This window comes from Microcoleus sp. CAWBG640 (assembly GCF_020883015.1).
Taxonomy (GTDB): domain Bacteria; phylum Cyanobacteriota; class Cyanobacteriia; order Cyanobacteriales; family Microcoleaceae; genus Microcoleus; species Microcoleus anatoxicus.
On record NZ_JAHRFC010000019.1, the window covers coordinates 37759 to 52629 of the forward strand.

General features: G+C 43.4%; 11 protein-coding genes. 5 read left to right on the top strand and 6 right to left on the bottom strand.

The features are described from left to right. Positions 1-130: 130 nt before the first annotated feature. Positions 131-3511, bottom strand: coding sequence for a maltose alpha-D-glucosyltransferase (treS, locus tag AAFP11_RS12245; RefSeq protein ID WP_341737323.1), 3381 nt, complete (start codon positions 3509-3511; stop codon positions 131-133). 571 nt (positions 3512-4082) lie between these two features. Here treS and AAFP11_RS12250 point away from each other — a divergent pair. Next, positions 4083-4313, top strand: a complete 231-nt coding sequence (locus AAFP11_RS12250; RefSeq protein WP_341737324.1) for a hypothetical protein — start codon at positions 4083-4085, stop codon at positions 4311-4313. Positions 4314-4493: 180 nt separating this feature from the next. Here the strand turns inward: AAFP11_RS12250 and AAFP11_RS12255 are convergent, their stop codons facing one another. After that, positions 4494-7427 carry an AAA family ATPase gene (locus AAFP11_RS12255; protein WP_341737325.1) on the bottom strand — a complete coding sequence of 978 codons (2934 nt, stop codon included), beginning with the start codon at positions 7425-7427 and terminating at the stop codon, positions 4494-4496. A 101-nt stretch (positions 7428-7528) separates the two neighbouring features. On the opposite strand from AAFP11_RS12255, the gene AAFP11_RS12260 reads away from it, so the two are divergent. Both AAFP11_RS12260 and AAFP11_RS12265 read left to right on the top strand, forming a co-directional pair. Continuing rightward, positions 7529-8944: an MBOAT family O-acyltransferase gene (locus tag AAFP11_RS12260; protein ID WP_341737326.1), complete on the top strand. Its 1416-nt coding sequence runs from the start codon at positions 7529-7531 to the stop codon at positions 8942-8944. Positions 8945-8949: 5 nt separating this feature from the next. Then, complete coding sequence (locus AAFP11_RS12265) at positions 8950-9930, top strand: DUF459 domain-containing protein (protein WP_341737327.1); 981 nt, start codon at positions 8950-8952, stop codon at positions 9928-9930. A gap of 179 nt (positions 9931-10109) precedes the next feature. On the opposite strand, the gene gloA is transcribed toward AAFP11_RS12265, so the two are convergent. The 4 genes from gloA to AAFP11_RS12285 form a co-directional block, all read right to left on the bottom strand. After that, positions 10110-10505, bottom strand: a complete 396-nt coding sequence (gloA, locus tag AAFP11_RS12270) for a lactoylglutathione lyase (protein ID WP_341737328.1) — start codon at positions 10503-10505, stop codon at positions 10110-10112. A gap of 97 nt (positions 10506-10602) precedes the next feature. Continuing rightward, positions 10603-10830 (bottom strand): hypothetical protein, encoded by a 228-nt coding sequence (locus tag AAFP11_RS12275; protein ID WP_341737371.1) that lies wholly within the window; start codon positions 10828-10830, stop codon positions 10603-10605. A gap of 19 nt (positions 10831-10849) precedes the next feature. Then, positions 10850-13105 carry a heavy metal translocating P-type ATPase gene (locus tag AAFP11_RS12280; RefSeq protein WP_341737329.1) on the bottom strand — a complete coding sequence of 752 codons (2256 nt, stop codon included), beginning with the start codon at positions 13103-13105 and terminating at the stop codon, positions 10850-10852. A gap of 158 nt (positions 13106-13263) precedes the next feature. Further along, positions 13264-13509, bottom strand: coding sequence for a heavy-metal-associated domain-containing protein (locus AAFP11_RS12285; RefSeq protein WP_341737330.1), 246 nt, complete (start codon positions 13507-13509; stop codon positions 13264-13266). A gap of 126 nt (positions 13510-13635) precedes the next feature. On the opposite strand from AAFP11_RS12285, the gene AAFP11_RS12290 reads away from it, so the two are divergent. Both AAFP11_RS12290 and AAFP11_RS12295 read left to right on the top strand, forming a co-directional pair. Further along, positions 13636-14343, top strand: coding sequence for a DUF305 domain-containing protein (locus AAFP11_RS12290; protein WP_341737331.1), 708 nt, complete (start codon positions 13636-13638; stop codon positions 14341-14343). Positions 14344-14630: 287 nt separating this feature from the next. After that, positions 14631-14819, top strand: coding sequence for a hypothetical protein (locus AAFP11_RS12295; protein WP_341737332.1), 189 nt, complete (start codon positions 14631-14633; stop codon positions 14817-14819). Positions 14820-14871 lie beyond the last annotated feature (52 nt).

A 14871-nucleotide genomic window follows, 5' to 3' on the forward strand; every position in this document is an offset into this window, starting at 1 on the left:
CCGTGCTACCGGATTTGAAGTAAGGGGGGTAGGCACCGGAGCACTACCCTTACAGAATCATCGTTTTCTGGAGAATGAAACACCCCTGCCCCCAAGGGAGGATGAGGGATATTCAGGAAGAATTCAACTGTCAACGTTCCAGCAATTGTAGCATCCGCTGAAGCGGAACTTCTACCCAATCCACGCGGTAATTAAGTTCATACACCAGCTCAGAAACCGTTTTTTCTAAGATGTAAGCATCCAGCAAAACTTGTATTTCCGGGATGGATTTTGGCAAGAAATTTGCATCCGCTGCTTTCTGCAAATAACTGTTGAGAAAAGTCAGGCTAACCCAACGATCCCAAACCTTAGCCCACTGCTGCATCTCCGATAAATTTTCAGGACGAATCATCCCACTTTCTACTTCATTGCGGAGTCCCAAACTAACAGCATAGTTGAAAGATTGTAGCATTCCCGCCACATCTCGCAGGGGCGATCGCTTCATCCGCCTCTCACTTAAGGGTCGATTTCTTTCTCCTCCAAAATTAATAATCACAAACTCTTTGCCTGTATACAGAACTTTTCCTAAATGAAAGTCCCCATGACAGCGAATTCGCTCTGCCGTGATTTTCAAGTTCAAAATAGATTTGAAACGTTCCATCAGCAAGTCTTCCCGATTTAGCAGAGTTTGTCCCAATTTTTGGGTTTCCGGTGGCAGTTGGGACAGCCGTTTTTTCAGTAGCAGCAAAGTCCTTCCTGCTAAATTTCTCATCTGTTGATAGATGGAACGTTGGTAAAATGAAGTGAAATTTTCTGGAGCAAAATCAGGATTTTGTGCATCGGAAGCTAAAGCTAGGTGAAGTTCGGCTGTCCGCTGTCCTAAAAGTTCGGCGGAGGCTAAATAGGAACCGATTAGTTCGCGAGCTAATTCGGGAACTGCTAGGGATAAGTCGGATACTAACGAGTTTGAATTCCGCTGCATTCGTGAGGTGTTGGCATTGGGTAAATAATTTTCGGGGTCCGTAGATAAATTTTCTGCTGCATACTTGGCTTCTACTGCCATTACTTGCTCGAAATAGTCGCGCAATGTGTCTAAGGTATAGGACCAGGCATCCCTGCTATCGGGGACGAATTTTTGCAAGATACCCATTGTCATTACTGGTTTCCCTTCCGCCTGATATTCCAAATATCCGGCAATGGGAGCAAAGTGTTGAATCAAGTTGCGATCGGTTAAAAAGCGTCCGATTTCTAATTCTGGGTTGATACCTTCTTCAACTTTTCGCAAGAGTTTGAACGCAAAGCGATCGCCGTAACCTGCGGATGTATTGCTATGTTCTTTTTTGAATACATGAGGTTCTAGCTTTGACAAATCTGGTTCAGAGGTGAGTGCATTGTCTGGAATTCCTAGCACTTTACCCGTGGCACCTTTGTAATTACCAGAATGGGCGATCGCCTCTAGCATAGCACTGAGAAAAGCTTTGTTAGTTGCTGCATCAAATAGTACCCCAACTTCGTCTTTTTCTAAAAATTGAATCCTGGCGATCGCCCGTTCGTCCACATCACCTTGAATCTCTTCCCAACCTACAGGCAAAACGTAAGTTTCGGCCATCCCTTCAGTATAATTTAACTGCAAAAGTAAAATGTATACTGTTGCTTCTAATCCCGAAGATTTTTTACATTCAACAGGCACAATTTCATCTATTTGCAAAGATTGAATCGTCCTATCCCTACCTATAAACCAAGGACTAGAGCGCAAGTAATCAGGCAAAATAGGAACCAGTCCTTCTCTCAATTTACTGGTAGCAAAAGCTGTTTTCCAGTTGCCTGGGATACCTAATGTCGGCAGTTCCGTTTGAGGTAAGTGTAGGGAAAATTCTTCGGTTTTGACAGTAAGGGTAAACCAATAAAACGAGTGAGGACTCAAACTCAAAAAGTAAGCCGAATCGCCCACAGCCGGAAACTCTGTCCGACCAAAAATCTCCACCGGAATAGCACCTTTGAAGGGCGAAAGGTCTAATTCTGCCGTCTGTACGAAGCGGGACAAATTCGCTACTACTAAAACGTGTTCGTCTTGATAAGTACGCACAAAAGCTAAAACTTTGCGGTTTTCCGGGTAAAGAAATTCGCAAGTTCCGCGGCCGAATGCTTGGAATCGTTGGCGAATAGCTATGAGGCGTTTCATCCACCACCAAAGAGAATTTGGATTAGAGCGTTGCGCCTCCACATTCACAGATTCGTAGTGATATTCAGGGTCAACAATTGGCGGTGCGTATAGCCGTTGCTGGTTAGCACGACTGAAACCGGCATTGCGATCGCCACTCCACTGCATCGGAGTTCTCACGCCGTTGCGATCGCCCAAATAAATATTGTCACCCATCCCAATTTCATCGCCATAGTAAAGCACAGGCGTACCCGGAAGAGAAAGCAGCAAAGCATTCATCAACTCAATCCGGCGGCGATTATTTCCCATCAGTGGAGCCAAGCGACGGCGGATACCCAAATTAATCCTCGCCTGGGTATCTTGAGCGTAAACTCGGTACATATAATCTCGGTCTTCATCACTCACCATTTCCAGCGTCAGTTCGTCATGATTTCGCAAAAACAATGCCCACTGACAGTTATTAGGAATCTGGGGAGTTTGCTGGAGAATATCAATAATCGGAAAGCTATCTTCCATGTGTACAGACATGAACAAGCGCGGCATCAGCGGGAAATGAAAATTCATGTGACATTCATCCCCATCCGCGTAATATTCAACCGCATCCTCCGGCCACTGATTCGCCTCAGCTAGCAGCATTCGGTTGGGGAATTTCTCATCTACGTGCTTCCGCAACTGTTTCAGAAATAAGTGAGTTTCTGACAAGTTTTCACAGTTAGTACCTTCGCGCTCGTACAAGTAAGGCACCGCATCCATTCGCAGTCCATCCACTCCCATTGCTAACCAAAAATCTACCACATCTAATATGGCGAGACGCACCGCTGGATTGTCATAATTCAAGTCTGGTTGGTGGGAATAAAAACGATGCCAATAATAAGCTTTTGCTACGGCATCCCAAGCCCAATTAGAAGTTTCAAAATCCTGGAAAATAATCCGAGCATCTTGATATTTTTCTGGCGTATCGCTCCATACATAAAATTCTCTTTCTTTGCTACCTTTAGGAGCACGTCGCGCTTTCTGAAACCAAGCGTGTTGGTCTGAAGTGTGGTTGACAATTAACTCAATAATAACTCTAATTCCCCGCAGGTGGGCTTCTTCTAAAAGATGTTTAAAGTCTTCTAAAGTGCCATAAATCGGGTTGACACTCATATAATCGGAAGTATCGTAGCCATCATCTCGGAGCGGGGAGGGAAAAAAGGGCAGTACCCAAATTGCTGTTACTCCCAAGTTTTTCAGGTAATCCAGTTTTTCAGTTAACCCACGAAAGTCGCCGATACCATCACCATTGCTGTCGGCAAAAGCGCGAATTGGTACTTCGTAAATGATCGCATCTTTGAACCACAAAGGGTCGTCATTTAAGATTGAGTTTTGCATAATTATCCTGGGGAAGAAGGAAGAGGGTAGAGGGAATTGTGATAGCAATCAGATTTCATTGGCGATCGAGATTTTTTGGTTTCAGGAACCGCTCAGACACTGATGCGCGCTCAAATCGATCGACAGGTTGATAAATCCTGTAATACTTGCTATTTTTCAAATCCAAACTTGTTGATTATAACTCATAACACCCTAGCACTTTCTCATACTAAAGGCTGAGTCGTTCACGATGGTTTATGAAGGCGAAACTTATAAATTATTAACAAAAAACTTGGCTAATCTGCGATATATCCTATCCTGAAATCAAGTCCTAATCTGTTTGCTGGTAACTTTTCCTTCGGCATCAATATTGTCAACAATCGAAATGCCTACTGCTAGTTATAGCTAATTTACCCCCATCTCCCTCCGTCTCTCTCCATCTGAAATTACTAGATGTCGGCGGTTGGAAGCATTAGGTGTGGCATTCCGTACCTATTGGACGGTTGGCACGACAATACACTATCTTGACATCCTCTGCAAACATTTGTTACATTTGTTTACATAAAGCAACAAAACTTAAGGAAAAGCCGCCATGACTATCGTAATCGCCCTTTTAATCGTCGGTTGGGTAGCAGCCTCAGTAATTGGCACTCAAGCATACTTCCTGGGCGAACAGTCCAAGCCCATCCACGATCGCAATTGGAACTCAGAATCTTTTGAAAAATTGGCTGTAACCGTCACCGGAACAGAGATTGATTACAGCCTTCGCGTTCCCGCCTACAGCCTGGATGCCTATGGTAGCAGCACCATGTCCAATTCCTAATTTGAACCATTTTCAATAATAGGTAATACCAATTTCATAAAGTAGTGCGACATAACTACCCCCCCAACCCCCCCTTAGTAAGGGGGGGCTTTGAACGGCATCTGTAGCAAATATTTATGAAATTGGTATAAGTCCTGAAATCATTTGGGGAACAGGCTTTTTTGCCTGTTCCTAACCAAGCTACAAACTGTTACCAACTAAGGCCGGACGAGACTCTATTTTGCGAAATTGCAAACTATTATTTTCACAATCGATCGCAATTGTATCACCCTCCACAAAAGCATTTTCCAGAATCTTATTAGCCAGCGGGTTTTCCAACTCCCGCTGAATAGCCCGTTTCAAAGGACGAGCACCATAAACTGGGTCGTAACCAACATCTGTGATATGGTTTTTGGCAGCATCCGACAGTTCCAAGGTAATCTTTTGTTCCGCCAACAACCGTTCAATTCGCTTGACTTGAATAGTGACAATTTGGCGGAGTTCAGTTTTGCTCAAAGTGTGGAACAAAATTGTCTCATCCACCCGATTTAGAAATTCCGGCCGGAAGTGCGATCGCAACGCATTCATCACCCGTTTTAACATTTGTTCGTACTCTTCATCAGTCTCCCGTTCAGAAACAGGTAAACTTTCAGGTTCCTGAGAAATGGGAGGATTCACAACATCAGAAACTCGCGAAGCCGAAATTTCAACCGTACCATCATCATCAACTTTATAGTTGGTCTTTTGACTGGAAAAATCAGGGACTTCCTGCTTGCGAACAGTAGTTTTTTTAGGTGTTTTTCCCTTCTTAGAAAAGACTTCTAAAATGTGGTCGCTACCGATATTGCTAGTCATCACAATCACGGTATTTCTAAAGTCCACCAATCGACCTTGAGAATCTGTGATTCTGCCATCATCCAACACTTGCAGCAAAATGTTAAATACATCCGGGTGTGCCTTTTCCACTTCATCAAATAACACCACCGAATAAGGATGTCTCCGGACTGCTTCGGAAAGTTGTCCCCCTTCATCGTAACCGACATATCCGGGGGGAGCTCCTACTAACCGAGAAACGTTTTGCTTCTCCATATATTCGGACATATCAATGCGGACGATCGCGTCATCGCTATCAAATAAAAACTCCGCCAAAGCCCGCGCCAACTCAGTTTTGCCGACACCTGTCGGGCCCATGAACAAGAAAGAGCCGATCGGCCTTCCGGGGTCTTTCATCCCCGCACGAGCTCGGCGAATGGCGGCAGCAACGGCTGTCACAGCCTCCTGTTGACCGATTACCCGGTGGTGCAAATGCTTCTCCAATTGCAGCAATTTTTGGCGTTCCGATTCCAGCAACCTGTTGACAGGAATCCCAGTCCATTTGGCAACAATTTCTGCAATATCACCCTCAGTAACTTTTTCGCGCAGTAGGGAAGAACCTTGAGATTGTTGTTTCAAAAGTTCGGCTTCTTTGGCTTCCCGATCGCGCACCGCAGTTTCCAATTTGCCGTACTTTAACTGGGCTGCTTTATTCAAATCGTAAGCTCTTTCTGCCTGTTCTATTTGCACTCGCAATTGGTCTTCTTCTGCTTTCAATTTATTGATGGCATCCAACAACTGCTTTTCGCCAGACCACTGAGAAGACAATTTTTCCTGTTTGACTTTCAAAATGTCAATCTCAGTTTTGATGCGTTCGATGCGGGGGCCAATTCCCAAGGCTTGAGTACCTTTTCCCTCACCTTCGATGGACAATTTTTCCATTTCCAACTGCATCACCCGGCGGTCGATCGCCTCCAATTCCACAGGTTTAGAAGTAATTTCCATTTTCAAGTGGGCGGCGGCTTCATCTACCAGGTCGATCGCCTTATCCGGCAAAAAGCGATCGGAAATATAGCGAAAAGACAAAGTTGCAGCAGCCACCAAGGCCGAATCAGTGATTTTTACCCCGTGGTGGCGTTCGTAACGGTCTTTCAATCCGCGCAAAATCGAAATAGTATCTTCAACGCTGGGTTCGCCGACAAATACTTGTTGAAAACGGCGTTCCAAAGCCGGGTCTTTTTCGATATGCTTGCGGAATTCGTCGAGAGTTGTAGCGCCGATACAGCGCAATTCGCCGCGGGCTAACATGGGTTTCAACAAATTGCCCGCATCCATTCCTGAACCGGAACTACCGCCGCCGCCAGTACCGACAACGGTGTGCAATTCGTCAATAAATAGGACTATTTGCCCGTCGGAATCGATGACTTCTCGCAGGACCGATCGCAGTCGTTCTTCAAATTCGCCCCGGAATTTTGCCCCAGCAATTAAACTGCCCATGTCAAGGCTAAATAGTTGGCGATTTTTCAAAGATTCGGGGACGTCGCCGTTAACAATGCGCTGGGCCAAACCTTCGGCGATCGCTGTTTTGCCGACTCCGGGATCGCCAATTAACACCGGATTGTTTTTTTGGCGGCGGGAAAGAACTTGGACTACCCGCCGAATTTCTTCATCGCGGCCGATTACGGGGTCAAGTTTGCCTGCTTTTGCAGCTTCGGTTAAATCGCGGCCGTATTTACTCAGGGCGTCGGAGTTAGCTTCCCCATCTCGATCGGGAGTTTTAGGGTTGCGGAGGCTGGATTTGTTGGTTTCGGAATTTTTTTCTGGGACTTTTGCAGTAGCGCGGACAGATTTGATGGCTTCTTCGAGTTTTGGGCGATCGATCGTACCGGGTGCCGGTCTGCGATCGTAACCAGGGCGTCCCGGTGGTCCATCGCCCCTAGTCAGCAAACGCCTACCAACTCGTTCATCTTCTATTAAGCCAATTAATAAATGTTCAATGGCGATAAAATTATCTTGCCAAGTCACTCTGGTGGCTTCGGCAACATCTAACATCACATCTAAGCCACGACCGAGGTAGAGTTGTTCAGCGTTGGTAACTCTCGGCTGTCGTTTGGCAAAGGCTTCTAACTGTTGCCCAAAGCGGGTGACATCTATTCCGGCCAGGCTGAGAATGGTGTTTGCTAAACCAAGCTGTTCTAGAATGGCGATCGCTAAATGTTCAACCTCTAGCTGCTGATTGGCAAAACGGCGCGCTACATCCTGGGATTTGACAATGGATTCCCAGGCTTCATCGGTAAATTTGCTAGGGTCTGTTGGCTGCACTTTGGTTCCTCGCAATCACAGGGATTTTTACTATTATAAATAGCTTCTTCTTCTTTTGAAAATATTAAGTTCACCCAAATGTTTATTATTTACTGACAATCATGCTATTTCCCACTTACCAATTTTTAGTTTTTTTTCTAATTCTCTTTAGTGCGATCGTCTCTTTAAAACACCAAGTGGACTTATATAAAATTGTCCTCCTACTTTCCAGTTTATTATTTTATTCCTTTTGGAGCTTCGATTTTTTATTTTTGCTAATTTTAGGTACTACCTACAATTATATCATTCTCCGGGCTGTTTGCCACGGAAAACACAAAAAACTTGCTTTAATATCCGGTCTAATTTTCAACATTGCCAACCTCGGCATCTTTAAATATTGCAACTTTTTCGTAACTTCTTTATTTGACCTCCTCAACCAACTCAACATCTCCGCCAGTTTTCAAGTATTGCAAATTCTCATCCCTGTCGGTGTCTCATTCTACACATTTAGAATGATTTCCCATTTAATCGACTGCTACCAGACAAAAATCTCCTGTCCCAAGTTTATAGACTACGCCACCTACATCACCTACTTCCCCCAAATTGCCTCCGGGCCCATATCGCGAGCTCCAGAATTTTACTCCCAGCTAAATTCACCCCAAAAATACGACTATAAAATCGAAGAAGTTATAGTTTTAATTTTGTCAGGACTGTTTAAAAAATATACTTTATCCAGCTTTTTGTTTAACTTCACTCAACTGCCCTTCAAAGTTCCACAACAGTATAGTAGCATTGATTTAATTCTCGCCGTAATTTCCTATTCCTGTTTGATTTATGTAGATTTCAGCGGCTACTCAGATTTAGCCAACGGTATCTCCTGTTTGCTAGGTTTTAAACCTATTGTCAATTTTAATATGCCTTACCAATCCTTAAGCCTCCAAGAATTTTGGAAAAGGTGGCACATCAGTCTTTCCGAGTGGCTGAGAGATTATGTTTACATCCCGTTAGGTGGCAATAAACACGGCAAATTGAGAAAATATGTGAATTTATTCTGCACAATGGCGATCGGCGGATTTTGGCACGGCGCTGGTTTAAACTTTATTGTCTGGGGGGCTATTCATGGCTTAGGATTAGTTGTCAACCATTTATGTCGAGATATACCCCAAGCTATCCACTTCAAAATTGACTATTTATATCCGAAAACAGCCAGATTTTTGAGTTGGTTATTTACCTTTAGTTTTGTCAGTGGTAGTTGGATATTTTTCGGCACTCCCAACTGGGAAACAGCCATCCATGTGTTCCAAGGAATTATCCATTCTGCCGTCAAGAGTTTTCAATTTAACTTTTGGCAATTATATTTAGTCATTGCAGTCATCGGCGCGATGAATTTTTGGGGCGATCGCATCGCCAAAATATTGCTGATCGTATTTTCATTAAAAAACATTTTTTTTCGGGTTGTCTTAGTTTCCCTGTTCGTGTATGCTATTTTGATGCTGGGACCCAGTACCGTTCCGCCTTTTATATACTTTAATTTCTAAGAAATATGAGAGACAGGGAAATTCTGCTAATCGCTACTTCTGTAATTCTAACTTTAATATTTACCAACTTATCCTTATTTCTCAAAAGTTTTTCCTCAACTCCTTTCGCAAGTCCAGAGATTAAGCAAGTAGCACGGAAGATTGAGATGGACGGTTTTAGGAAATCAGAACAAGATTTTTGGAGCAAAATCAAAGATATCGATTTTGATAAAACCCCATCTAAATCAGCAAACAGTGCGGTCAAAACCGAACAAAAACAAGCCATTAAAGCAAAAAAAACAACTGCGAAACCAGCTAAAAAAACAATCGCAGCTAAGCCCAAGTTGACTAGACCTTACCGCAAATTCTTATTTGTTGGAGATTCCGTAATGCTCGACTTAGGAACTCAACTCCAGTACACACTAAAGGAAAAGTATAATATCACCGATACGAAAATTGACTACAAAGTATCTAGTGGCTTAAATCGGATAGACTATTATGATTGGTATGCCAGAACTCGCGAACTAATCAATGATTATCAACCAGATGTAATCATAGTTTTGTTTGGAGGAAATGACACCCAAGATATCAATGATTATCAAGGTAAATACCGAGTAATTATGACTAAAGAATGGCAAAAAGCTTATCAAGAAAGAGTTGATAAATATGCGGAATTATTGAAGTATTCATCTGTGCAGAAAGTGTACTGGGTGGGTCAATCGATATCTAATAAGTCTTTCTATCTCAATCAATTTCCAATTATGAACGATATCTATAAAAAAGCGAGTAAAGTTTCAGGCAGAATTCAATTTATTTCAACTTGGGATACTTTTGCTGAAGGCGGTCAATTTACTCCTGTAGTTGCTGATAAATCTGGGAAGCGAGGCTATGTAAAAGTTAATGATGGTTTGCATTTCACCTCCCACGGTGCTCAAATTATCAGTGACTTAATCATTGACAAGATGGCGGCGGATAAAGTCTTAAAGGTTCCGAAAAAGAAACCATAAAATTTAATGGTGTGGGGTTTAGAAACCGGGTTTATTCACAAAATCTCGGTAAAGATGCCAAAATTATCGCAGAAACCCGGTTTCTTGGATGGTTGGGCGATGGGTGCGAGTCAGAAACCGGGTTTCTTCACTCAATCTCGGTGAAGATGCCAAAATTATCGCAGAAACCCGGTTTCTTCCTAGTCACATCGATTTTTTAGTTGAACTAATTCCACTTTATATCCATCTGGATCTTCGACAAAAGCAATGACTGTTGAACCGTGTTTCATCGGGCCAGGTTCGCGGCTAACTTTACCACCACGAGCTTTAATTTCATCGCAAGTACCGTAAATGTCATCAATGCCGATCGCAATATGACCGTAAGCATTCCCTAAATTATACTCTTCAACGCCCCAGTTGTAAGTTAATTCCAAAACTGTATGGTCAGATTCATCACCGTAGCCGACAAAAGCCAGACTAAATTTACCGTCGGGATAATCTTTTTGCCGCAGCTTTTTCATGCCCAGCACTTCGGTGTAAAATTTGAGGGACTCTTCTAAGTTTCCGACTCGGAGCATGGTGTGTAATAATTGCATTTAGCTCACTCCAAATTTTTTAAGCTAGATCCAATTTTACCGATTTATTGCGAAAAAAACTCGCGCGGGGAACTTCACAATTGCCGCAAGTTGATAACTATCTATTAGCTTTACTGAACAAAAACCACCACAACTCCAAACCAATTAGTGTCAATCCACCTAGGGTGACACCCACTTTTAAACCTAAAGGCTGTTCAATAGTCTGAAATTTAGTGGTTGAATGAGAAGGTTGGATAGGCATTTCGGCAGCTTGAACTGCCGATGCCATTCCGATCGCAATTCCTACACTCGCGAGAGTTACCCCAATTTGACGAGGGTGCAACATTTTTTTGATTACTCCTAATTTAGGTGATATATTTGGGTTTAAAATTACGTAACCGCAAAGCATTAGTCAGGACGGAAACTGAACTAAAAGCCATGGCACCACCAGCGATGATTGGACTTAGTAGCCAGCCAAAAATCGGATATAAAATACCTGCTGCGATCGGAATTCCAGCGATGTTGTAAATAAATGCAAAAAAGAGGTTTTCGCGGATGTTCCGCATGGTGGCGCGCGACAGTTGAATGGCTGTAACTATGCCTTGCAAGTCTCCAGAAATTAGGGTTATGTCGCTGGCTGCGATCGCCACATCTGTCCCGGTGCCGATCGCAATTCCCACATCCGCTATGGCCAAAGCTGGAGCATCGTTAATTCCATCTCCCACCATCGCTACAATTTTACCTTGTGCTTGCAGTGTTTGGATTTTAGCTGCTTTTTGGTCAGGTCTAACTTCTGCAAAAATGCGATCGATCCCAACAGCATGGGCGATGGACTCCGCAGTCGCGCGGTTGTCCCCTGTCAGCATCACCACTTCTAAACCGAGTTTTTGCAGTGCTTTCACCACCCGCGCTGACGATGGTTTGAGGCTATCAGCAATGCCCAGCATCGCCTCAATTTTGCCCTCCACAGCCATCCAAACCACAGTTTTACTAGCAGATTCCCAAGCTCTGGCGCGCAGTTCCAAATATTCAGTATCAAAGCCTAATTCCTGCATCCATCTGAGAGTTCCCAGGGCGATCGACTTTCCCTCCACCACCCCCCGGACACCACTTCCGGCGATCGCCTCAAAATCCTTAACATCTGTTAAACTTACCTCTTGAGATTCACCATATCTCACCACAGCTTCACCCACAGGATGCTCGGAATTTCGCTCCACAGACGCTGCCAATTTCAGCAGTTTTAATTCATTGCTGTTCGCGCTTCCTTTAATTGTGACAAAATCAGTGACAGTCGGCTTACCTTCCGTGAGAGTCCCAGTTTTATCTAACACAATGACTTGAATTTTATGAGCCAGTTCTAAACTCTCAGCTCCTTTAATTAAAACTCCATTCTCTGCACCTTTACCAGTACCCACCATCACCGCCGTCGGAGTTGCCAAACCCAAAGCACAAGGACAGGCAATAATCAGCACTTCCACCATGGTAACGGTTGCCAAAGTCAAGTTGCCCGTAGCATTAAACCAAATAATAAAAGTAGCTAAAGCAACGGCTATTACGGCGGGAACAAACCAACCAGTCACCTCATCTGCCAACTTTTGAATCGGTGCTTTAGACCCCTGGGCATCCTGCACCATCTTGACAATTTGAGCTAAAAATGTATCCTGACCAATCCTAGTAGTGCGAAACTTAAAGCTGCCAGTTTTGTTAATTGTCGAGCCGATAACTTCGTCACCGACTTGCTTTTTGACTGGCAAACTTTCCCCTGTTACCATTGCTTCATCTATGGTGGAATAGCCTTCAATCACCTCTCCGTCTACGGGAATTTGTTCCCCTGGCCGCACCTGCACGATATCGCCAATTTCCACTTGGGCTAATGGCACTTCCAACTCTTGCCCGTTGCGAACAATCCGAGCCGTTTTCGCTTGCAAACCCATGAGTTTCCGAATCGCCTCAGAAGTCTCTCCCTTCGCCCGATTTTCTAGGGTTTTACCAAGCAAAATTAGGGCAATCACACTCGCTGCAACTTCATAATAAACGCTAGGAATCAAACCCTGGGCTAGGAAAAATCCGGGAAAAAGTGTTACAGATACAGAATAAAAGTAAGCAGAACTGGTTCCCAAAGCAATCAGGGTATCCATTGTGGCTAGGCGGCGTTTTAGCGATTTCCACGCTCCTATATAAAATGAGTTACCACACCAGAATTGGACTGGTGCTGTCAGCACTAATTGCAGCCAAAAATTGTGCAACCATCCGGGAATAAATGGCAAATGCCAACCAGTCATAGCTGGAATGGAACCTGTAAATAGTAACAGGCTAATCATACCTGCTGTCCACAATTTACGTTGCAAAACTTGAGATTCTGCTTGACGAGTTGCTTGCTCGGTGTCATCCTCGCCCTGGGATATTTCTGGAAGCGGAAAAGCTTTGTATCCCGCCGCATCAACAGTTGCTTGAATTTTTGCTAAGCTAGTTTTTTGGGAGTCGTATTGGATACTTGCTTGTTCCATGCCAAAGTTGACATTGCACTCAATGACACCAGGAACAGATTTAATTGCTTGTTCAATGGAAGAGGCACAGGAGGCACAACTCATGCCTTGGAGTTTGACTGTGAGATTATCCATATATGCACTCTCGAATTGGGAATAGGAAACTGGCCGTTGCTAATACCATTTCTCTAAAATCGTGCAATCATCTTTGACCCCCCCTAACCCCCCCTTATAAAGGGGAGGGACAAGACTATTGTTGCATTCTTTTTTAAAATTGGTATAAGATTCTGCGGTTAAAGCGCTGGATAACCAACAGATGCGATGGCTTTTTTCACTTCATTTTCCGGCTTCACGGTTTGAATTGTCACGAATTTCGTCTTAATATCTGCCTCAACAACTGCGGCTGGATCGACGGTTTTGACTGCTTGTGCGATCGTATTGGCACAAGCCGAACAAGCAATTTTGGGAACTTTTAACTGTAGAGTCATAATTTCAACCTCAGCATAAAACACTTTGCTAGTTATCTTAATTAATTTCATTATACAGTCTCATGTTAGCATAATAGTCTAGTCTATTTTAGATTAAAGTTTTTCTCGGTTTTCATCCTAATTTCATATCTCGGTGATAAAGTAGATATAAATCCCAATTTTAACAAGATAAAATTTATGAAACCAATGCCATTAAAAACAGGATTGACAGCCCTAATATTCACCTGCACAGCAGCCCTAAGCACTGGAGTGCTGGCTGCTTGTTCCAAAGACACTGTAAGTCAAACTCAAGCCCCAAATATTACAGCCGCCACCCCAGCCAGCAGTAAACAAGAGGTGGCGCAGGACCACAAAATGGGTGGCATGAATCACAGTATGTCCATGGACTTAGGACCTGCTGATGCCGACTATGATTTGCGATTTATAGATGGGATGACAGTGCATCATCAAGGTGCTGTAAACATGGCGAAAGACGTGTTGAATAAATCCAAACGCCCGGAAATGAAAAAACTCGCAAATAACATGATTGTCGCTCAGAATCGTGAAATTAATCAAATGAAAGAGTGGCGAAAAACTTGGTATCCTAAAGCCAGCAATACGCCCATGGCTTATCACGCTCCAATGGGTCACATGATGGCCATGACTCCCGAACAGATGCAAAGCATGATGATGAGTATGGATTTAGGTGCTGCGGATGCTCAATTTGATTTGCGGTTTCTGAATGGGATGATTCCCCACCACGAAGGAGCTTTGGTGATGGCCCAAGATGCTTTGAAAAAGTCTAAGCGGCCAGAAATGCAGAAATTATCCCAAGAAATTCTGACTTCACAAAAGCAAGAAATTGAGCAAATGAAAGAGTGGCGCAAAGCGTGGTATAAACAATAACATAATTCCCTAAATTATCAAGTAAAAAAGCCTGAACACGAATAGCATTAATCACACTATGTCTATTGTTCAGGAAAATTTTGCTTGGCAAAATCCGGCAATCGAGGCAATCAAAAAATGACGCAAAGTGTTGTATTAATAGTCACTTAAATCTATGATTGCGGTCACAACCTGTTTGGATACAGCTAAGTTATTTTTTTTTACGTAAAAATACTGTAGACAATTTAAAAGGCATCCCTCTAAAGTATGAAAGTAACTCAAAAGCTATCATGACAGGGGAATAATTAATGATCTTGAACAGCTTGGAATTAAAAACTACTCATCAATCTAAGGAAACCGTAGAAGACTTAGTGAGCGCATTGACCAAGGAAATTGAAGCGCAATCAGAAACCGAAAAAAAATTACACCAGCCATGCTTCAAATTAGGCAAAACTTATATTGATATTTTAGAAGCCGGCGGGCATCTGGGTTGCTGAGGTGAAATTTCATCCTAATTTCATTGGACTGTGAAAGACTAGGTTGAGGAGA